Here is a 19,846-nt window from a genome sequence, read left to right as displayed (position 1 = left end):
TCACTGACACCTTCTGTCAGTGAAGTCTGGGATTCTGGAGCGGTGAAGTCAGCACGGCTCGTCTCGATCCTTCTGCTCCTGCAGACCCGCGGCCGGATGACGGCCGCCGAGCTCGCCGAGGAGCTGGAGGTGTCGGTGCGGACCGTGTACCGGGACGTCGAGGCACTCGGGGCGGCCGGCGTCCCGTTGTACGGCGACGCGGGCCACGCCGGCGGCTACCGCCTCCTGGACGGCTACCGCACCCGTCTCACCGGCCTGACCACCGACGAGGCCGAGGCCCTCTTCCTCGCCGGCGTCCCCGGACCCGCCGCCGAACTCGGCCTCGGTTCGGTCCTGGCCGCCGCCCAGCGGAAGGTGCGCGCCGCCCTCCCGCGCGAGCTGCGCGCGCACGCCGACCGGATCAGCGGCCGCTTCCACCTCGACGCTCCCGGCTGGTACGCGGACGCCGGCGACACCCCGTACCTCCCCGCCGTCGCCGACGCGGTCTGGAACAGCCGGGTCCTGCACATCCGGTACCGCCGCTGGCGCGAGCCCACCGACGTGGAGCGCCGCCTGGAGCCGTACGGCCTGGTCCTGAAGGCGGGCCGCTGGTACGTCGTCGCGGGCCCGGGCCCCCGTACCTTCCGCGTCGACCAGATCCTCGAACTCAGCGCATCCGACGAGGAGTTCACCAGGCCGGACGACTTCGCTCTCGCCGCCTACTGGTCCGCCTACCAGCGGGACTTCCACGAGCGACTGCACCGTTCGCAGGCGGTCGTCCGACTGTCCCCGGGAACCCGGCTGAGCGGCCCGGCGGGAGACGCGGTGGCGGCCAACGGCCGTCCCGACAAGGACGGTTGGACCCGCGCCACCGTTCCCATCGAGTCCGTGGACCACGCCCACCAGGACTTCCTGCGCCTCGGCACGGACATCGAGGTCCTCGAACCCGCCGAGCTGCGGCAGCGGATCGCCGAGACGGTCACCACGCTGGCCCGCAGGTACGCGACATAGCGGAGAACGCCGGCCGACGAGCGGCCGCCGTATCCGAGCCGCTTCATCGGCGACGGGGACCGACGCGTACGTGTGGAGGAAGCCTCCGGGCGAGTCCGACGGATCCACGCCGTGACGGCTCGCCGGGGTCAGCCCTCCCGGAACAGGCCCCGGCGGATCGCGAACTCCACCGCCGAATAGTCCCCGTCGGGACGGTCCAGCTCGTAGGGCACCGCCGGATACAGCGGCGGCTGCGCCATGAGACGGGGGCGGCTGCCATGGTGCGGCTGGGCCGCGTGCACCAGGAACGGGTGGCACAGGTAGACGTCACCGGGGCGGCCGGTGGCGTACCCGAGCGGCCGGTGCGCGGACGCCTCCACCAGCCGCGGGGCGATCTCGAGTCCGGACACGCCGTCCTCGCCGTACGGCTCCAGCAGTGGCGGCACGTCGAGGTGCGAGCCGACACGGATACGGGTCGGGGCGTCCTCCTCGGTCACCTCGCTGAACAGGAACAGCATCAGCAGCGCCCGGTCCCTCGACCGCAGATTGGCGTAGTGCCAGGTCGCGCCCTCGGGAAGATAGCTGCCCTCGATGTGCCAGCCGGCGTCGTCCGGCTCCTGCGTGTGCGGGAACCGCAGCGGGAAGCCGCCCAGGGAGTAGCGCGGCACCCAGCGGCCGGCGCCCACCAGCAGGTCGAACGCCTCATGCAGGGCAGGGGAGTTGGCCGCAGCCGCGAACGGCCCCTGCGCCATGCCGCCGACCCGGACCACGGGGTCCTTCCAAGTGCCGGGGTCGTCCGGGTCGTACCCGGTCTCCTGCCACAGCAGCCGCGCGCAGTCCTCGGCGACACGCGGCGGGAAGGCGCCCTCGATCCTCACGAAACCGTCTTCGAGGAAGCGCTCCACCAGCTCGTCGTCCATCGGGCCATCGTCGGAGATCCGCCCCCCGCGCCGCATCCTGTTTTTGCCGCCTTCGCAACAGGACTGGCCCGTGCGCGGTGCGTCGTCGCACGCTGGCCGCACCCGAACGAGAGGCTGACACCATGGCGCACCGCCCGCACCACGATCCCGGTCATGATCAAGGTCACGACCACGACCACGGCCATGGTCACGGCCACGGTCCTGACGGCACCGACATCGACTGGGCCGAGATGGCCCCGCATCTGGAGTCGCAGGCGGAGCTGTTCGCCCCCGTGTACCAGAAGGCGATGGCCTGGCTGGCGGAGGAGGTGACCGATCCGGGGCTGATCGTCGACGCGGGCAGCGGTCCCGGTGTGGTGTCGGGTCTGTTCGCCGAGGAGTTCCCCGGCGCGCGGGTCGTCGCGGTGGACGGCGCCGAGCCGTTGCTGGAGCGGGCCCGCGCCCGGGCCGCCCGCCAGGGCTTCGCCGACCGGTTCGGCACCATCTCCGGTGAACTCCCCGGCGTACTGGCCGAGTTGGAGTACCCGGCCGACCTGCTGTGGGCGAGCCGCAGCCTGCACCACCTCGGCGACCAGCGGGCCGCGCTCACCGCCTTCGCCCAACGGCTCGCTCCCGGCGGCACCCTGGCCCTCCTCGAGGGCGGCCTGCCCCACCGCTTCCTGCCCCGGGACATCGGCATCGGCCGGCCGGGACTGCAGGCGCGGCTCGACGCGGTGGAGGAGGAGTGGTTCGCGCGGATGCGGGCCGACCTCCCGGGCAGTGTCGCCGTGACCGAGGACTGGCCGGCCCTGCTGACCGCCGCGGGGCTGAAGCACACCCGCACCCGCAGCTTCCTGCTGGACGTGCCCGCACCGGCGCCCGACCGGGCCCGCGCCTACGTCGCCGCGTCCCTCGCCCGCCTCCGCGGTGCCCTCGACGAAGCCGTCGACGCCGACGACCGCGCCACCCTGGACCGCCTCCTGGACCCGGCGGACCCGGCGAGCGTGCACCGGCGACCGGACGTGTTCGTGCTGTCGGCGTACACGGTGCACACGGCCGTACGGCCCGGGTAAGTCCCTCGCCGAGCGATTCCGGGGCCGAGATCAGCACCGCCCCGGCCGCGCGTACACGCTCACCCGGGCGCCCAGCGCCGCGCGCGTCCCGCACTCCTCGAAGTGCTCGGCGAGCAACCGCCGCTTCGCCGCCTCCTGAGGTGTGGCGTCCACGGGCTGCCCTGCCGGATCGCGCAGGACGACGATCCGCCGCGCGGCGAGGACACGGGACCGGACGACGGACGGGGCGACCTCGGTGCCGTACAGCGTGCCGGAGTCGGCCGGGCCGCGGTCCAGGGCCAGGTCGCGCGGGCCGCGCACGGAGTCCGGGTCGACCAGGGACCAGACGCGGCGCCGCGCGGGCAGGTAGAGGACGCCGTCGGCGCCCTCGGCCGCCGCGCGGACGGCCGCGGCCACCGCGGTGACGTCGTCGACGCGGCTCTGCGGGGTACGCAGGTGGAGGGCGACCGGCAGCAGTGCCGCGACAGCAGCCCCGGCGGCGAGCAGCGCGCCGGCCCGGATCAGGCCTCCCGCGCGCGCGAGCCGGTCCAGTGCCGCGCCGGCCAACAGGGCGGTACCCGCCTGGCCGTAGAGGACGTAGCGGTCCACGTACAGCGGCTTGACCAGCGACACCAGCAGGAGCAGCAGCCCGGGGAGGACGAACAGGGGCAGCGCCAGCGGCACCAGGCCCACGCGCCCGGCGCTCCGGCCCCGCGGCAGCAGCGCGGCGCAGGCGGTGCCGAGGGCCGCCACCCCGGCGAAGCCCACGAGCGCCCCGGCCCCGATCCCCCCGATCCAGGACACCTGCTCCGACTGGCCCACGCTGAACGCGGCCGGCGCGGCCACCCCCACCGCGACCGCGAGCGCGGCCCGCGCCCACGCCCGCCGGGCCGCCCGGGGTACGGCCACGGCATGCGCGGCGAGCACCAGCACCGCGAACTCGTGCAGCAGACAGCCGGCCAGGAGGACGGCAGCGTAGGCGACCCAGGACCGGCGGGTGCGCGACTCCACCGCGCGTACCAGCAGATACGACGCCCAGACCACCAGCGCGCACACCAGCGCGTACGAACGGCCCTCCTGCGCATACCGCTGGACCGGCGGCAGCAGCGCGAACACCACCCCGGACAGCAGCCCCGCGCGCGGGCCGGCGAGCCGGTGCCCGAGCAGCGCCAGCGTCCCGGCCGCCGCGGCGACCGACAGCACCGACGGCAGCCGCAACACCAGCAGCGGGTCGGCCCCGGCGAAGACCCGGAACAGGCCGTGCATCAGCAGGTAGTACAGGCCGTGCACGGCGTCGACGCGCTCCAGTGTCCGCCCCAGCTGGGGCAGTCCGCGCCGCGCCATGTCGTACGTCACCGCCTCGTCCCGCCACAGGCTGCCCTCCCGCCGTACGCCCCACAGGCCGAGGGCCAGGGACAGGGCGACGGGGGCGAGCGCGTGCGGACGGGGGCGACGGCGGGCCACCGGCGGGGCGGTGACCGGGAGGACGGCCCTCGGGGACCGTGTGGTGGTGGCGATGGCGGACTCCGGTGCGTGTCGGGACGACGGGCCCCGGTGAGCGGGGCCGCGTGGCGGTGCACCGACGAGTCCAGCCACGGACGGATTGATGGGCAGCCCTGGTCACGGGCGCCAATCAATCGACGTACCGGCGTTGTTAGCGTGGAGGACGGCAGCGATCGACGGGGGAGACGCATATGGGGCGCCGGGAGAAACCGCTGGATCCGGGAGCCGGGGTGGTGCAGCGGTTCGCGTACGAACTGCGCAAGCTGCGCGACGAGGCGGGCACGCCGACCTACCGCGCGATGGCGTCGAGGGCCGGGTACTCCGGGCCCACACTGTCGGCGGCGGCAGCGGGGGAGCGGCTGCCCACCCTGCCGGTCGTCACGGCGTACGTCACGGCGTGCGGCGGCGACCCCGAGGAGTGGGAGCGGCGCTGGCGGGCGGCGGTCGCCGAGGCGGCGGGCGCGCACGCCACCGACGACGAGGAGGAGGGCCCCTATCCGGGCCTCGCCCGGTTCGACACCGGCGACCGGGACCACTTCCACGGCCGCGACGACCTGATCGCCGAACTGGCCGCCCTCACCCGCCGCACCAGGTTCGGCGCGATCGTCGGCGCGTCCGGCAGCGGCAAGTCGTCACTCCTGCGGGCCGGTCTGATACCCGCGCTCCGCGAGTCGCCCGACCCCGGACAGCGCCCCGCCGCCCTCCGCGTCCTCACCCCGGGCGCCCACCCGGCCCGCACCCACGAGGCCCTGTTCACCCCGCACGACGCCCCCGGTGACACCCTGCTGGTCGTCGACCAGTTCGAGGAGGTCTTCGCGCTCTGCGCCGACACGGCCGAACGTGAACTGTTTCTCGGCAGGCTGCTCACCGCGTGCGACCCGGTGTCCCGGCTGCGCGTGGTCCTGGCCGTCCGCGCCGACTTCTACGGCCGCTGTGCCGAACACGCCCTGCTCGCCGAGGCGTTGCGCGACTCCACGCTGCTCGTCGGGCCGATGCACGCGCAGCGGCTGCGGGAGGCCGTGGTCCGGCCCGCCGTCGCGCGCCGGCTGGTCGTCGAACGCGCCCTGACCGCCCGGATCGTCGCCGACGTCGCCGGCGAACCCGGCGGACTGCCGCTGATGGCCCACGCCCTGCGCGAGGTCTGGCGGCGGCGCGCCGGCAAGACCCTCACCCTCGCCGCCTACGAGGCCGTCGGCGGCATCCGCGGCGCCGTCGCCCACACCGCGGAGGAGGTGTACGCCCGCAGCACCCCCGCCGAGGCCGCCGCCACCCGCGCCCTGCTGCTGCGCCTGGTCACACCAGGCGACGGCACCGAGGACACCCGGCGCCCGGCCGACCGCGCCGAACTCGGCACCGGCCGAACGACCGCCCGCGTCCTCGAACGCCTCGTCCGCGCACGCCTGTTGACCGTGGACGGCGACACCGTCGACCTCGCCCACGAGGCGCTGCTCGGCGCCTGGCCCCGGCTGCGCGGCTGGGTCGACGCCGACCGCGAACGCCTGCGCGCGCACCGCCGCCTCACCGAAGCGGCCCGGAACTGGGCCGAGTTGAAGCGGGACACCGGGGCGCTGTACCGGGGCGTGCGGCTGACGCAGGCGCGCCAGGCGTTCATCGAACAGGGCCCGTACCGTGGGGAGTTGAGCGCACTCGAACGCGACTTCCTGACGGCGAGCGTCGAGTCGTACGACCGCGGGCGGCACACCGCGGCCCGGACGGCCCGTCGCCTGCGCGGGCTCAGCGCAGGGCTCGCCGTGCTGCTCTGCCTCGCCGTGGCCGCGGGGACGGTCGCCTGGCGGCAGAGCGGGGTCAGCGCACGCCAGCGCGACCAGGCCGAGGCCCGCCGGATCGCCGCGCTCACGGACACCCTGCGCGCCTCGGACCCGCGCACCGCGATGCGCCTGGCCCTCGCCGCCTGGCACACCGCGGACCTGCCGGAGACCCGGACGGCGCTGCGCACGGCGGCCGCGCAGAGCGAGCAGGACGTGTTCACCCAGCCGGAAGAGGGCGGCCGAACCCCCAACGCGCCCGCCTGGCTCAGCCACGACGGCCGCGTTCTCTCCACGGTGGTGCACGACAGGGTCGTGCAGTGGGACGTGCGGACCCACCGGCGCATCCGCTCCGTGGAGCGCCGCGGGCTGTCCGCGGGCGTGGTCGACGTCAGCGCGGACGGCCGGCTCGTCGCCTACCGGGACCCGGGTCGCGGGGGCGCGGTGATCGGCGGACTGACCGATGGCAGCACCCGTCGGCTCGGCGCCGGCTCGTGGACGGACACCGACGGCGCGTTCGGCCCGAGCGGACGCACCTTCCTCGTCCGGCGCGCCGCGGGCGGGCATGCGACGCTCGAAGTCTGGGACGTGCGACGGCAGCGCGTGCTCTTCCGGTACGACCACGGCGCCGACGACGGCGCACTGCCGACGCAGAGCGGCGACGGCCGCTATCTGGCCTGGTGCTCGGAGTACGGCGGGCGGTTGCGGATCCTCGACATCGTCGAGCGGCGCCCGGTCACCACCCGGGTGCCCGCGGCGACCGAGCGGGCGCTGTGCCGGGGGGACGAGCTCACGTTCACCGCCGACAGCCGGGCCGTGGCGACGGCGGCCTCGGACGCCATCGTGACCTGGGACTTCCGCACCGGCCGGGAAAGGCCCCGGCTGCCCCTGGCGGGCGGCGGACACGTCGTGGAGTTCGCCGGTGACTACGCCCTGACCTGGAGCGAGGGCACCTTCGCACTGTGGCGCACCGACTTGCCGGCGCCCGCGGACGACGGCCGGCGCGAACCGCTGCTCACCTTCCCGATCGCCACCTCGGCGGTCGGCGACATCCGCCTGGACCTGGCCGACGGCGTGCTGCGCTACCGCGAGGGCGGCCGGACCAGCGCCGTGGGCACCTTCACGCTGCACGGGCTTACGGGCCGGGCGTGGCGGGACGGGGCGGCCAAGACCGCCGCGTTCGACAGCCGGGGCCGTCCGGTCCGGCCGCCGGCCACCGGGCAGGGCTCCGAGCAGGTGGCCGTCGACCCCACGGGCCGTGTCGCGCTGACCACCGAGGGAACGCTCGTCGACGTGTCAACGGGCAGACGCCGCAAGGGAGTCAAGGGAATCGAGGGAGAGGACATCCTCCGCACGGGTGCCTTCAGCCGCGACGGGAGGTACCTCGCCGCGGCCGACTACCGTGGCCGTGTGACCCTCTGGGACGCGCACACCTGGCGCAGGACCGCCGTGCTGAGGCAGGTCGGCTCCACCGCCGACGGGACGGCCCTGGCGTTCTCCGCCGACGGCGCGCTGCTCGCGGCCGGCATGCCCGACGGCTCCGTCGAGGTGTGGGAGACGGCGTCGCCCGCCCTGCCGCCTGCCACCCTGCCGGTCGGGGACGGGCCGGTGCTCGCCCTCGGATTCACCCCGGGCGGCGACGAGATCCACGCCGCCACACCTCATCTGCCCGACCGCTCCGGCCCGTTGACGCCGTCGAGGGCCTCGGCCACGGTGTGCGCACGTGCCGGAGGCGGCCCGACCTCGACCGAGTGGCACCGCTACCTCCCCTCCGTGCCGTACCGCACCCCCTGCGGTGACGCTTGACTTCGAGAGCGCTCCAGGTGATGAACTCCCCTTCGTCCGACTCGACACAGGGGGTATCACCATGACCGACTCTCCGGTCGCGCTCATCACCGGCGGTGGCAGCGGCATCGGCGCAGCCGTCGCCCGGCAGCTGCTGGACGCCGGACAGCGGGTCGCCGTCACCGGCCGCGGCGAGCGGCGCCTGCGCGACTTCGCGGCCGAAATCGGCGACTGTGAGCGCCTGTTGACGATCGTGGGGAACACGGCCGAGTACGCCGACGTGCGGTCGGCGGTCGACAGCACGCTGAAGGCCTTCGGCCGGCTGGACACGGTCGTCGCCAACGCCGGTACCGCCACCCACGACTCGGTCGCCGACGGCGACCCGGCGGGCTGGACCGAGATGGTGCTGACCAACGTGCTCGGCCCCGCGCTGCTCGTCCGCGCCTCCATCGACGCCCTGAAAGAGACCCGTGGGCGGATCGTCCTGGTCGGCAGTGTCGCCGGGTTCGTGCCGACCCCCGGCAACCTCTACGGGGCGACCAAGTGGGCGGTGACCGGTCTCGCCGAGAACACCCGCCGTCAGGTCACCGAGTTCGGCGTCGGGGTGACGCTGATCGCCCCCGGCCGCGTGGAGACCCCGTTCTGGGACAGTTACGGCAGCCTCCCGCCCGGCCATCTCCTCACCGCCGACCAGATCGCCGACTCGGTCGTCTGGGCGATCCGGCAGCCCGACGGCGTGGACGTCAACACCGTGGTCGTACGGCCCATCGGGCAGCCCAACTGACGTACGCGGGAGGCCCGGTACCGCACCCAGGCCGCGGTACCGGGCCCTTCTCCCCTCCCGGCTCAGTTGTTCTGCAGGAACTGTTTCGCCAACTGGTCCCCGAGAGACACCGCCGCGCTGTGGCTCTCGATGGGGGAGACCTTGGAGTTCTTGAACAGGATGTACGTCACGCCGGAGTCGGTGCCGCCGGTCGCCGGGTCGGGGTCGATACCGAGCGCCTTGGCCGTGGCGTACGAAGCCTCGCCGATGATCTTCGTGGGGCCGGTGTCGCCGACGACCGCGTACTCGACCTTGTTGTTGTAGATCACGGCGACCACCCCGCCGCCCTTGATGCCCGCGCTGGAGTAGTTCCAGATGCTGCTGGAGCTGGGCACGACGACGTACGGCAGCGACTCGGCCTTCAGGGGCTTGTCGTCGGACTGGTGGAAGGCCGTGTCGTTCTGGTACCAGGGGTCGCGGTTCTCATTGCAGTTGGTGGTCCGCTGGCCGTCGCAGTCGATGTCCATGTCGGCCTTCCAGAACACCGCGCCGTTCTTGCCGCACACGGGGACGGTGGCCGAGGTCTCGTCGTCGGTCTTGTACTTGCCGTTCGATATCTGTGAACAGGACGTCACCTTGGCGAGCAGGTCGGCCGCGCTGACCGAGCCCTCCCGTGCGGACGTCGGGGCGGTGGTGCCGGAGGCGTTCGCGGGGAGCACGCCGGCGGCGAGCAGGGCGGCCCCGGAGGCCGCGGCGAGGGTCAGTGTTCGGATGCGCACTGTGGGGGACCCTTCTGTTAGGAAAGTTTCCTTACCGAGTGCCGTACAAGGTGGACCTCTTTACGTGGCCGCGTCAAGTCCCCTGGCGCAAAGGCGGGAGCTCTGTGTCGTTTGCGGTGATTCGCCACCGAGAGAAGACTGGAGATATCGAACATTCCGGATATTCGGGCCGGATCTTCCCGTGCAGTCAGTCACGCATTCCCGGAAGGCGAGGGGCCATGTTCGTACGCAGCGTTTACGTGACCGGCGATCCCGCCAAGGTCGACACGGCCATCAGAGCCATGAACACGGAGGGGCGGGACCTGCTGGAAGAACGCCCCGGCTACCGCGGAGCGGACGTCTTCGTGGACCGGGAACTCGGCAAACTGCTCGCGGTCAGTTGGTGGGAGTCCGAGGAGTCCCGGCACAACAGCGACGAGGTGATGCGCGAACGCCGGTCGGCGCTCCTGGAGCCGTTCGCGGGGACCGTGTCGGTCCACAACTACGAGGTGGCGGTGTTCCACGGGGTCCAGCACCCGAGGGCGGGCGGCGGACTGCGGGTCAGCAGGCTGGAGTTCGACCCCGCGGACACGGACCTGCTCGCCGACACGTTCCGGGCCACCGTGCTCCCACGGCTCGAGACCCTCGGAGGGCTGGCCAGGACGTCCCTGTTCGTGGACCGTGAGCGTGGACAGGGGATGGTCGGCGCCCTCTTCGCCGACCGCGAGTCCCTCGCCGCGTCCCGCGCCGGCCAGGCGGTCGCCCGGCACGAGGGGGCGGCCAAGGCGCATGTCACCGTGACGGGACTGGAGGAGTTCGAGGTCGTCCACGCGGACGTGCGCGTCGACTGACGCTCCCCGTACGGGGGTTGGCCGACGGGGTGGCCCGGCGCGCTACGTGGCCCGGCGCGCGTAGGCCCCGCCGTGCCGGATGCACGTACGCCCCGCCGTGCCGGATGCACGTACGCCCCGCCGTGCCGGATGCACGTACGCCCCGCCGTGCGGGAGGCCGCGCGGCGGGGCGTACGTCGTACCGAAAGTGCGGTCGTACCGAAGCGGGCGTCAGCCCATGTCGAACGTCGCCGGGTCGGGACCCAGGCGACGGTCCTCGTTCAGAGCCGTGATCGCCGCGATGTCCTCGGCGTCCAGGGAGAAGTCGAAGACCTCGATGTTCTCCTTGATCCGGGACGGGGTCACGGACTTGGGGATCACGATGTTGCCCAGCTGGATGTGCCAGCGCAGCACGATCTGGGCCGGGGTGCGCCCGTGCTTCTGGGCGATGGCGACGATGGCCGGGACCTCAAGGAGGCCCTTGCCCGAGCCGAGCGGCGACCAGGCCTCGGTGGCGATGCCCTGCTCCGCGTGGAACTCGCGCGCCGCGCGCTGCTGGAGGTGCGGGTGCAGCTCGATCTGGTTGACGGCTGGGATGACCGACGTGGCGTCGAGCAGCTTCTCCAGGTGCTCCGGCAGGAAGTTGGAGACGCCGATGGCCTTGGCGCGCCCGTCCGCGTAGAGCTTCTCGAAGGCCTTGTACGTGTCGATGTACTTGCCCCGGGACGGCAGCGGCCAGTGGATCAGATACAGATCGATGTACTCCAGGCCGAGCTTCTCCAGTGAGGTGTCGAAGGCGCGCAGCGTCGACTCGTACCCCTGGTCGCCGTTCCAGAGCTTGGTGGTGACGAAGAGATCCTTGCGGGGGATGCCGGCGGCGGCGATGGCCTTGCCGGTGCCCTCTTCATTGCCGTAGATCGCCGCTGTGTCGATGCTGCGGTACCCGGCCTCCAGTGCGGTGGTGACCGCCCGCTCCGCCTCGTCGTCCGGCACCTGCCAGACGCCGAAGCCCAGCTGCGGCATCGCGACGCCGTTGTTCAGGATGATCGGGGGGACCTTGCTCACGAGCTCTCGATCCTTCAGTCGTCGGGTGGTACTCCCATGGTCAACGATCACGGGCCGTGATGCATTCCTGACCGGTGGATTCCCTGTGGATTCATGGTGAGGACCGGTATTGGGCGCGGGGTCCGCGTCGAGGTTGGCCGGAAATGGGTCCGGCCTTCTCGGTCCGGACCATCGACCGGATCACGTCGGCGAGCGCTAGCCCATCAGTGGTCCGACCGTGACCGCGACAGCCGTGCGCGACGACGGCGCCGGCGCTGTGCCCGGCTCAGGCCCGGTACAGCGCCTCGACCTCCGTCGAGTACGCCTTCTCGATCGCCTTCCGCTTCAGCTTCAGCGAAGGCGTCAACAAGCCGTGCTCCTCGGTGAACTGGTGGGCCAGTATCCGGAACGTGCGGATCGACTCGGCCTGCGAGACCAGCGTGTTCGCGGCGACCACCGCGCGCCGCACCTCGGTCTCCAGGTCCGGGTCGCGCACCAGCTGCGCGGGCGACAACCGCGGCTTGCCGCGCATCTGGAGCCAGTGCTCGACGGCCTCGGAGTCGAGGGTGACGAGGGCCGCGATGTACGGCCGGTCGTTGCCGACGACGATGCACTGGGCGACCAGCGGATGGTCGCGGACGCGCTCCTCCAGCACCCCCGGCGAGACGCTCTTGCCACCGGAGGTCACCAGGATCTCCTTCTTGCGCCCGGTGATGGTGAGATAGCCGTCCTCGTCCAGGGAGCCCAGGTCACCGGTGGCGAGCCACCCGTCGTGCAGGGTGGCGTCGCTGGCCTTCTGGTTGTTGAGGTAGCCCTGGAAGACGTTGCCGCCGCGCAGCCAGATCTCGCCGTCGTCCGCGATGTGCACGGTCGTGCCGGGGATGGCCTGGCCGACGGTGCCGAACCGGGTGCGCTCGGGCGGGTTGGCGGTCGCGGCCGCCGTGGACTCGGTGAGCCCGTACCCCTCGTAGATGACGACGCCCGCACCCGCGAAGAACAGTCCGAGCCGCCGGTCCATCGCCGAGCCGCCCGACATCGCGTGCTTGACCCGGCCGCCCATCGCGGCGCGCACCTTGGAGTAGACGACCTTGTCGAAGAACTGGTGCTGCATGCGCAGGCTCGCGGAGGGGCCGGGCCCGATGCCCCAGGCCTTCGACTCGATCGCGTCCGCGTAGCGCACGGCGACCTCGACGGCCTTCTCGAAGGGGCCCGACTTGCCTTCCTTCTCGGCCTTGCGGCGGGCCGCGTTGAACACCTTCTCGAAGATGTACGGCACGGCGAGGAAGAAGGTGGGCTGGAACGCGGCCAGGTCCGGCAGCAGGGCCGCGGCGTTCAGCTGTGGCTGGTGGCCGAACTTGACCTTCCCGCGGATCGCCGCGACCTGCACCATCCGCCCGAAGACATGCGCGAGCGGCAGGAACAGCAGGGTGGTCGCCTCGTCACCCCGCTTGGAGTGGAAGACGGGCTCCCAGCGCTCGATGACCGTGTCCGCCTCGAACATGAAGTTCGCGTGGGAGATCACACAGCCCTTGGGGCGACCGGTGGTGCCGGAGGTGTAGATGATCGTCGCGACCGACTCGGGCGTGACCGCGCGCCGGTGCCGGTGCACCACCTCGTCGTCGATGTGCGCGCCCGCCTCGTACAGCTCCTGCACGGCGCCCACGTCGAGCTGCCACAGCTTGTGCAGCTGGGGAAGCCGGTCGACGACCGTGGCGATCGTCATGGCGTGGTCCTCGTGCTCCACCATGACGGCCGACACCTCGGCGTCGTACAGCATCCAGAAGACCTGCTCGGCGGAGGAGGTGGGGTAGACGGGCACGACCTGGGCGCCGATCGTCCACAGGGCGAAGTCGAAGAGCGTCCACTCGTAGCGCGTACGGCACATGATCGCGACCCGGTCCCCGAACCGGATGCCCTGGGCGAGCAGGCCCTTGGCGAGAGCGAGTACCTCGTCGCGGAACTCGGCGGCGCTCACATCGCGCCACTGCCCCCGTTCGTCCTTGCGGCCGAGGGCGATACGCAGCGGGTCCTCCTGGGCATGGTCGAAGACGACGTCGGCCAGGCCGCCCACCGGCGGCGCCGACGCCAACGGAGGGTTGGTGAACTCGCGCAATCCCGCTCCTAGTGGCGCTCCGCACAGCGCCGTGAAAGCTACCCCACCCGGCCGTCGGGCGGGAGGGGGGTCCAAGCGCCGGGTGTCGCGCCATATGCACAGGTCAGTCGTGGAAATGCCCGCACAAGGGGAAGGGCCGGACAGAATCGCTTACGGTTCCGTAGGTTTCTGGCCCGTAATCTCCACGGAATCTGTACGACCCGATTACGGTACGCGGCGCCTCGGATACCGGACGTGGAACATCCGCTTCCGGCCGCTGCGCGGTCCCCGCGGGGCCCTGGTGACGTCCCTCGCGCCGTCCCGTGCGGCCTCCGGGTACGTGGTGTCGAGCCGGCCCCGGAGGCTTCGGGGCCGGCTCCGACCGGCGTCTCGGGCGGCACCGGCGAGAGCCGGAAACCAGCCATCCGCCGTCACCTGCCGGACGCCGTCACCGACGAGACGCCGTCACCGTCTCGGCCGGTGCCGCGGCCTCGCTCGCCGCAGGGCGCGGTGTCCGCACCAACACCAGTACCAGCGCACCGGCGATCATCCCCGTCACACCCGCGGCCACCGACACCGTGTCGAGCCCCGAGGCGAAAGCCGCCCGCAGCGTGTGCTCGGACAGCGCGCCCCGCAGCGCTCCGGCGCCGCCGCCCGCCAGCGTGTGCGCCGCCTCGTGCGACAGCGTGTGCTGCATGCGGGAGGTGAGCACCGTGCCGAAGACGGCGACCCCGAGCGCGTACCCGAGCTGCCGGACCGTGTTGACCGCGCCGCCCGCCATGCCCGCCCGCTCCGGCGGCACCGCGGCGAGCGCGGCACCGGCGATCGCGGGGGAGACGAACCCGGTGCCGATCCCCACCAGCACCAGACCCGGGACCAGCGCCGTCCAGCTCGCGCCCGCGTCCAGCACGGCCTGGCAGAACACGCCCGAACCGATCAGCAGCAGCCCGCCGCCTATCGTCAGCCGCGCGGGAACGCCGTGCAGCAGCTTTCCCGCGAGGATCGCGACCACCACCGAGGCGCCCGTCATCGGCAGCAGCGTGAGACCGCCGCGCACCGGGCTCATGCCCAGCACCGTCTGCATCCAGATCGAGAGATACGGGATGACACCGAACGCCGCTCCGTTGAAGGCGAGCGCGCCCACCATCACGCCCACGAAGGCGGGCTTGCGCAGCAGCGACAGATCGAGCAGCGGATGGGCCACCCGCCGCTCGACGAGGACGAAGGCGACCAGCGCCAGCGCCGCGAGGGCGAACGAGCCCGTCGTGACCGTCGACGTCCAGCCGTCGGAGCCGGCCCGCACCACCCCGTACGTCGTCGCCCCCGCGAAGCACGCGAACGCCGCCGTGCCCGCCCAGTCGATGCGCATCCCGCGGGGACCGCGTGATTCGGGCACCACCTTCAGGGTCAGCCACACTGACGCCACGCTCACCGGCAGGTTCACGAAGAAGATCCACCGCCAGCCGGGCCCCTCGGTGAGCAGGCCGCCGAGCACCGGACCGACCGCCGCCGCACCGCCGCTCACCGCGCCCCACACCCCGAGCGCCGCCGACCGCTGCCGTCCGTGGTAGACCGAGCCGAGCAGCGGCAGGGTCGTCGCGAACATGGCCGCCGCGCCCAGGCCCTGCACCGCACGGGCGGCGACCAGCATGCCCGGCCCGGACGCCAGCCCGCACAACAGCGACGCCACCGCGAACAGCGTCACGCCCGCCACATGCACCCGGCGCCGGCCGAGGATGTCCGCCGCCGCTCCCACCCCGAGCAGCAGAGCGGCGAGCGCGAGCGCGTAGCCGTCGATCACCCATTGCAGATCACTCAGCGACGCGTGCAGCGCCCGCGCCATGTCCGGCAGGGCGACGACGGCGATCGTCACGTCCAGCAACAACATGAACGTCCCCAGGCACACCGCGGTGAGCGGCCCCCATGTGCGCATGTCCTCAACTCCTCGTCGTACGGTTACGTGTGCCTCCGTACGATGGGGTTGTTCCGGTTGATCGCGGTGACCGCGGGCGTCCGATCGGCGTAATCCGACAAGGGCAGGCCTCATGGAGATGGAATCCCACACCTTCGACAAGCTCGATCTGCAGCTGCTGGCGGCGCTCGAGCTGAACGCTCGCGCGCCCTTCAGCCGGATCGGAGCGGTGCTGGGCGTCTCCGACCAGACGATTGCGCGCCGCTATCGCAGGCTGTGCGCCGAGGGCGGGCTCCGCGTCGTCGCCGTCCGCGACGCCCAACGGCTCGGCCAGGACCAGTGGATGCTGCGGCTGCGCTGCGCCCCCGACAGCGCCGAGGCCATCGCGCAGGCGCTGGCCAAACGCCCCGACACCGCGTGGATCGGCCTTGCCGCGGGCGGTACCGAGGTGCAGTGCATGACGCGCCCCCGCAGCCCCGGTGACCACGACGACCTGCTGCTCGGCAGGCTCCCGCGCACCCCGAGCGTCGTGGAGATCCGCGCCCACCAGCTGCTGCACCGCTTCTACGGCGGCCCCCAGGGGTGGCTCGGCAAGTTCGCCGTGCTGACGGACGAGCAGATCGCCGGGCTGCGCCCCGAGCCGTCCGGGGGCACCGGACCCGCGCGGATCGACCCCGAGGACGAGCCGCTGGTCGCCGCCCTGGAACGCGACGGACGCGCCACCTACCCCGAGCTCCAACGGGCCACCGGCCGCTCCGAGTCCGCCGTCAAACGCCGGCTGGCCGGGCTGATCGCCTCCGGAGCCGTGTACATCGACGTCGAGTACCACTCCGAGATCCTCGGCTACCCCCTCGCCGCCTGCCTGTGGATCACGGCCGCCCCCGCCGCCCTCCACTCCGTCGGCGAGGCTCTTGCCACCCACGACGAGATCGCCTTCGCCTCCGCGACGGCGGGCTCCTCCAACATCGTCGTGACCGCCGTCGCACGCGACACGGCCGCCCTGTACGCCTACCTGAGCGGCCGGCTCGGCAGCCTCGAAGGCGTCCAGTACGTCGAGACGACCCCCTTCCTGCGCCGGGTCAAGCAGCTCACGTACGCGCGGCCGGCCCGCCAGCGTCCGGTGTGATCCGAAGAGGCCGGGTCCGCAGAGGCAGGGTCCGCAGAGGCCGGGTGGGTTCGGAGAGGAGGTGAGCCGAGCGCAGTGACCCGAGCGGCGGGGAGCCGGGAGCCAGTGACCGAAGGGGCGGAGCCGAGAGGCGGTGAGCCGAGAGGCGGACTCTAGGCCTGGAACTCCGTGAGATCGATCCCGTACACCCGCAGATCGTGCCCCGTACCTGGGTCCCGTGCCGTGCTCTCCGCGTGCATCCCGAGTTTGTCCAGCACGTTCGCGGACGCGGTATCGCTCGTCCGGCAGACGGCGACGACCCGGTCGAGACCGCGGTCCTGAAGAGCGAACTCGAGCGTGGCCTGGGCCGCCTCCGAGGCGTACCCCTGCCCCCAGAACGGCCGCCCCAGCCGCCAGGCGACCGCCACCTGGTCCGCGACTTCGGGCGGCGAGTCCACCACGTGGAGGCCGACCGCTCCGGCCAGCTCGCCGGATCCCAGGAGCTCGACGGCGAAGATCCCGAAGCCCTCCTCGTCCCACTCCTCCTCCCACGCCTCGATGTCCTCGGCGGTCTCCTCCAAGGAGCGCCCCGCACCGTCGCCGATCCAGCGCATCACCTCGCGATCGGCGTGGATCTCGGACAGCGGGACGAGGTCGTCGTCGAGCCAGCGGCGCAGGAGAAGACGGGGGGTGCGGATCTCGGTCATGGCCCCATCCTGCCTTGCCGGTCCGGTACCGGGATCTAGGGTGCCGTCCCGGCGGCGGTGAGCAGGTAGACCCCGTAAAGGAAGGAGGCCGCGGCCAGTGCGGTGAGCAGGGCGACGACCGCGCGGGGGCGGGCGCGGGACAGCGGCAGGGCGATCGGGAACAGCAGCGGGAACGCGGGGAGCAGCAGGCGGGGTCTGCTCGCGAAGTAGTGGGCGCTGCCCAGGGCCATCACCAGCAGAACCGCGCTGAAGACGAGCAGCGGCAGGGGTTGCCGGTCCAGCACGCACAGGGCGAACAGCAGCACAGCGCCGAAGGCGATCCAGGCCGCGACGTAGTACGAGAAGCTGTTGTGGTGGGTGACCAGGTGCACGAGCATGTGCAGGGTGTAGCGGCCGAAGTCGAAGCGGGAGCCCCAGGCGGCCTGTACGCCGAAGTAGCCCGTGGGGCTGTGGACCTGCGCCCCGACCCACGCGATGTAGCTCAGCCAGCCGACCGGTGCCACGCACGCGGCGACCCAGGTCCGCGCGCCGATCGGTTCGCCGTCGTGTCGTCGGCGCCGTGCGTCGACCGCGAGGGCGGCGATCACGGCGGCGACCACCGCCACACCGTTGGGGCGGCACAGCCCGGCCGGCACCGCGAGGGCCGCGGCGGTGAGCCGATGGCGTGAAAGGGCGGCGTACAGCGCCCAGGCGCCGAAGGCCATCATCACGGGCTCCGTGTACGCGGCCGTCAGGATGACGGCATGCGGCAGGACGGCCCACAGTGCCACGAGGGCGACGCCGACGCGTCGCCCGTAGAGCAGTTCGCCGACCGCGTAGACGCCCCAGGCGGCGACGACCGCGCCGGTCCAGGCGATCAGGAGCGCGGCGTCGACCTCGCCGATCCGCAGCACGCTGTGGAGAGCGCGGATCATCCCCGGATACAGGGGGAAGAAGGCCCGGTCGTCGTAGAGGACGGCCTGGCTCCGGCCGCCGGGGACGATGGTGGTGCCGTAGCCCTGCCGGGCGATACGCCAGTACCACTTGCTGTCCCACTCCAGGCCCAGCACCGTCCGCGGATGCCGGCCGATGTGCCGGGACCAGACGGCCAGCACCGCCATGCCGGTCAGCCGCACGGCCACGAACAGCGCCAGCGCGGGCATGGCCCTGCGCAGTGTGGGCCGGGCTCCGGGCGGCAGGGCGAACCTCGGCCGCCGACGGCTCCGCACCGCCTGCGGGCCGTGGTCGGCCCGCGGATCCGACAGCGGCGACACGCGTTCGGCTCCGGACACGGACAGCTCCCTTCGGCCGTTGCGGAGGACGACCGAACGGCGCGACGACCCCATGGGGTTCAGGTGAACGGAGGCATGAAAAGTCTGAAAGGCCCGACTCTCCGATTCTTGCGGCAGCCACCCCACCGCGCACGCCTGCTGAGCCGGACGGACCGTCCGCCGCACGTCGTGGCAGCCACCCCGCCGCGCACGCCCGCTGAGCCGGACGGCAGTCACCCCGTCCGCCGCACGTCGTGGAAGCGACCCCGCCGCGCACGCCTGCTGAGCCGGACGGCGCTCGCCCCGTCCGCCGCATTTCGTGGCGGCCACCCTGCCGCGCACGCCCGCCGCTGAGCCGGACGGCGCTCGCCCCGTCCGCCGCACCTCGTGGCAACCGCCACCCGCGGACGACGTGATCCGGGCGGCGACGCCTCTAGCCGCGCGGTCCCGGCTGCCGCCGTAGCAACCGGTCGCCGCCCCCGAGGATCGCCCCCGCCAGGGCGTCCGCCGCCCCCTGCGCGGACGGCCGCCGCCGGCCGTGGACGAGGACGAAGTCGACCTCGCCGAGTTCCGGCAGCCCGGCCCGCTCCGGGACCCGCACCAGACCGGGCGGGACGAGTCCGCGTGAGTGGGCCATGACGCCCAGGCCCGCGCGGGCGGCGGCGATCAGGCCGTTGAGGCTGCCGCTGGTGCAGGCGATGCGCCACGGCCGCCCCTGCCGTTCCAAGGCCTCCAGGGCGAGGGCGCGGGTGATGCCCGGCGGAGGGTAGGCGATCAGCGGGACCGGGCGGTCGGGGTCGAGCCGCAGGCGTTCCGCGCCGATCCACACCAGGCGGTCGTGCCAGACGAGTTCCCCGCGCGGGTCCTCGGGGCGCCGTTTCGCCAGCACCAGGTCGAGCCTGCCCGCCGCGAGCTGCTCGTGCAGGGTGCCGGAGAGCTCGACCGTCAGTTCCAGGTCCACCTCGGGATGGTCGTACCGAAAGCCCTCCAGAATCTCCGGCAGCCGGGTCAGGACGAAGTCCTCGGACGCGCCGAAGCGCAGCCGGCCGCGCAACCGCGTCCCGGTGAAGAACGCCGACGCCTGCTCCTGCACCTCCAGGATCCGGCGCGCGAAGCCGAGCATCGCCTCGCCGTCCTCGGTGAGCTCCACGGAGTGCGTGTCGCGCGAGAACAGCTGGCGGCCGGCGGTGTCCTCCAGGCGGCGGACGTGCTGGCTGACCGTGGACTGACGCAGTCCGAGCCGCCGGGCGGCCTGGGTGAAGCTCAGCGTTTGGGCCACCGCCAGGAAGGTACGCAGCTGCGACAGGTCGTACATGTCCTCACGTTATCGCGAACCGTGATGACAGTCAGAGACGTATGACGGATTCCCGATTGCGGCCCGGAGGAGGACGATGGAGAGGGCACGACCCGA

At 72.8% G+C, this 19,846-nt stretch carries 15 protein-coding genes; 6 read left to right on the top strand and 9 right to left on the bottom strand.

What is annotated here, in order from left to right:
* The first annotated feature begins 42 nt into the window (after positions 1-42).
* Positions 43-990 carry a helix-turn-helix transcriptional regulator gene (locus ACFVXA_RS25215; RefSeq protein ID WP_390026792.1) on the top strand — a complete coding sequence of 316 codons (948 nt, stop codon included), beginning with the start codon at positions 43-45 and terminating at the stop codon, positions 988-990.
* Positions 991-1,118: 128 nt separating this feature from the next.
* On the opposite strand, the gene ACFVXA_RS25210 is transcribed toward ACFVXA_RS25215, so the two are convergent.
* A complete protein-coding gene (locus ACFVXA_RS25210) occupies positions 1,119-1,889 on the bottom strand; it encodes a phytanoyl-CoA dioxygenase family protein (protein WP_384022477.1) in 771 nt (256 codons plus the stop codon).
* 122 nt (positions 1,890-2,011) lie between these two features.
* Between ACFVXA_RS25210 and ACFVXA_RS25205 the strand changes: the two genes are divergently transcribed.
* Positions 2,012-2,941 carry a class I SAM-dependent methyltransferase gene (locus ACFVXA_RS25205; RefSeq protein WP_390026790.1) on the top strand — a complete coding sequence of 310 codons (930 nt, stop codon included), beginning with the start codon at positions 2,012-2,014 and terminating at the stop codon, positions 2,939-2,941.
* A gap of 30 nt (positions 2,942-2,971) precedes the next feature.
* On the opposite strand, the gene ACFVXA_RS25200 is transcribed toward ACFVXA_RS25205, so the two are convergent.
* Positions 2,972-4,384 (bottom strand): glycosyltransferase family 39 protein, encoded by a 1,413-nt coding sequence (locus ACFVXA_RS25200; RefSeq protein WP_390026787.1) that lies wholly within the window; start codon positions 4,382-4,384, stop codon positions 2,972-2,974.
* Between the two features lie 230 nt (positions 4,385-4,614).
* Here ACFVXA_RS25200 and ACFVXA_RS25195 point away from each other — a divergent pair, with 230 nt between their 5' ends.
* Together ACFVXA_RS25195 and ACFVXA_RS25190 are read left to right on the top strand one after the other, a co-directional pair.
* The gene (locus ACFVXA_RS25195; RefSeq protein ID WP_390026784.1) at positions 4,615-7,995 is read left to right on the top strand and encodes a hypothetical protein; all 3,381 of its coding nucleotides are present in this window, start codon (positions 4,615-4,617) and stop codon (positions 7,993-7,995) included.
* A gap of 61 nt (positions 7,996-8,056) precedes the next feature.
* Positions 8,057-8,758, top strand: a complete 702-nt coding sequence (locus ACFVXA_RS25190; protein WP_390026782.1) for an SDR family oxidoreductase — start codon at positions 8,057-8,059, stop codon at positions 8,756-8,758.
* Positions 8,759-8,820: 62 nt separating this feature from the next.
* Here ACFVXA_RS25190 and ACFVXA_RS25185 read toward each other — a convergent pair whose 3' ends face one another.
* A complete protein-coding gene (locus ACFVXA_RS25185) occupies positions 8,821-9,516 on the bottom strand; it encodes a glycoside hydrolase family 75 protein (protein ID WP_390026780.1) in 696 nt (231 codons plus the stop codon).
* 218 nt (positions 9,517-9,734) lie between these two features.
* On the opposite strand from ACFVXA_RS25185, the gene ACFVXA_RS25180 reads away from it, so the two are divergent.
* A complete protein-coding gene (locus ACFVXA_RS25180) occupies positions 9,735-10,346 on the top strand; it encodes an antibiotic biosynthesis monooxygenase (RefSeq protein ID WP_362028710.1) in 612 nt (203 codons plus the stop codon).
* 210 nt (positions 10,347-10,556) lie between these two features.
* On the opposite strand, the gene ACFVXA_RS25175 is transcribed toward ACFVXA_RS25180, so the two are convergent.
* The 3 genes from ACFVXA_RS25175 to ACFVXA_RS25165 all read right to left on the bottom strand — a co-directional run bounded on the left by ACFVXA_RS25175 (position 10,557) and on the right by ACFVXA_RS25165 (position 15,394).
* Complete coding sequence (locus ACFVXA_RS25175) at positions 10,557-11,348, bottom strand: aldo/keto reductase (RefSeq protein WP_362028897.1); 792 nt, start codon at positions 11,346-11,348, stop codon at positions 10,557-10,559.
* Between the two features lie 307 nt (positions 11,349-11,655).
* The gene (locus tag ACFVXA_RS25170) at positions 11,656-13,482 is read right to left on the bottom strand and encodes an AMP-binding protein (RefSeq protein ID WP_362028712.1); all 1,827 of its coding nucleotides are present in this window, start codon (positions 13,480-13,482) and stop codon (positions 11,656-11,658) included.
* Between the two features lie 427 nt (positions 13,483-13,909).
* On the bottom strand, positions 13,910-15,394 hold the full coding sequence (locus tag ACFVXA_RS25165; protein WP_390026778.1) for an MFS transporter: 1,485 nt from the start codon (positions 15,392-15,394) through the stop codon (positions 13,910-13,912).
* Positions 15,395-15,506: 112 nt separating this feature from the next.
* On the opposite strand from ACFVXA_RS25165, the gene ACFVXA_RS25160 reads away from it, so the two are divergent.
* Complete coding sequence (locus ACFVXA_RS25160) at positions 15,507-16,499, top strand: Lrp/AsnC family transcriptional regulator (protein WP_389469792.1); 993 nt, start codon at positions 15,507-15,509, stop codon at positions 16,497-16,499.
* A gap of 152 nt (positions 16,500-16,651) precedes the next feature.
* Here ACFVXA_RS25160 and ACFVXA_RS25155 read toward each other — a convergent pair whose 3' ends face one another.
* From ACFVXA_RS25155 to ACFVXA_RS25145, 3 genes are all read right to left on the bottom strand, one after another.
* Positions 16,652-17,185, bottom strand: coding sequence for a GNAT family N-acetyltransferase (locus ACFVXA_RS25155; RefSeq protein WP_362028721.1), 534 nt, complete (start codon positions 17,183-17,185; stop codon positions 16,652-16,654).
* 35 nt (positions 17,186-17,220) lie between these two features.
* Complete coding sequence (locus ACFVXA_RS25150; protein WP_389754758.1) at positions 17,221-18,456, bottom strand: hypothetical protein; 1,236 nt, start codon at positions 18,454-18,456, stop codon at positions 17,221-17,223.
* Between the two features lie 412 nt (positions 18,457-18,868).
* Positions 18,869-19,750, bottom strand: a complete 882-nt coding sequence (locus tag ACFVXA_RS25145; RefSeq protein WP_390026776.1) for a LysR substrate-binding domain-containing protein — start codon at positions 19,748-19,750, stop codon at positions 18,869-18,871.
* Positions 19,751-19,846: the final 96 nt, after the last annotated feature.

Source organism: Streptomyces sp. NPDC058246 (assembly GCF_042881985.1).
Classification (GTDB): domain Bacteria; phylum Actinomycetota; class Actinomycetes; order Streptomycetales; family Streptomycetaceae; genus Streptomyces.
This window is presented reverse-complemented; position numbering and strand designations above follow the sequence as displayed.

What these genes read in the sequence shown, in the direction of transcription:
- ACFVXA_RS25210 (WP_384022477.1), bottom strand. Translation starts at nt 1,889, where the DNA reads ATGGACGACGAGCTGGTGGAGCGCTTCCTCGAAGACGGTTTCGTGAGG.
- ACFVXA_RS25205 (WP_390026790.1), top strand. Translation starts at nt 2,012, where the DNA reads ATGGCGCACCGCCCGCACCACGATCCCGGTCATGATCAAGGTCACGAC.
- ACFVXA_RS25195 (WP_390026784.1), top strand. Translation starts at nt 4,615, where the DNA reads ATGGGGCGCCGGGAGAAACCGCTGGATCCGGGAGCCGGGGTGGTGCAG.
- ACFVXA_RS25190 (WP_390026782.1), top strand. Translation starts at nt 8,057, where the DNA reads ATGACCGACTCTCCGGTCGCGCTCATCACCGGCGGTGGCAGCGGCATC.
- ACFVXA_RS25180 (WP_362028710.1), top strand. Translation starts at nt 9,735, where the DNA reads ATGTTCGTACGCAGCGTTTACGTGACCGGCGATCCCGCCAAGGTCGAC.
- ACFVXA_RS25175 (WP_362028897.1), bottom strand. Translation starts at nt 11,348, where the DNA reads ATGCCGCAGCTGGGCTTCGGCGTCTGGCAGGTGCCGGACGACGAGGCG.
- ACFVXA_RS25165 (WP_390026778.1), bottom strand. Translation starts at nt 15,394, where the DNA reads ATGCGCACATGGGGGCCGCTCACCGCGGTGTGCCTGGGGACGTTCATG.
- ACFVXA_RS25160 (WP_389469792.1), top strand. Translation starts at nt 15,507, where the DNA reads ATGGAGATGGAATCCCACACCTTCGACAAGCTCGATCTGCAGCTGCTG.
- ACFVXA_RS25155 (WP_362028721.1), bottom strand. Translation starts at nt 17,185, where the DNA reads ATGACCGAGATCCGCACCCCCCGTCTTCTCCTGCGCCGCTGGCTCGAC.
- ACFVXA_RS25145 (WP_390026776.1), bottom strand. Translation starts at nt 19,750, where the DNA reads ATGTACGACCTGTCGCAGCTGCGTACCTTCCTGGCGGTGGCCCAAACG.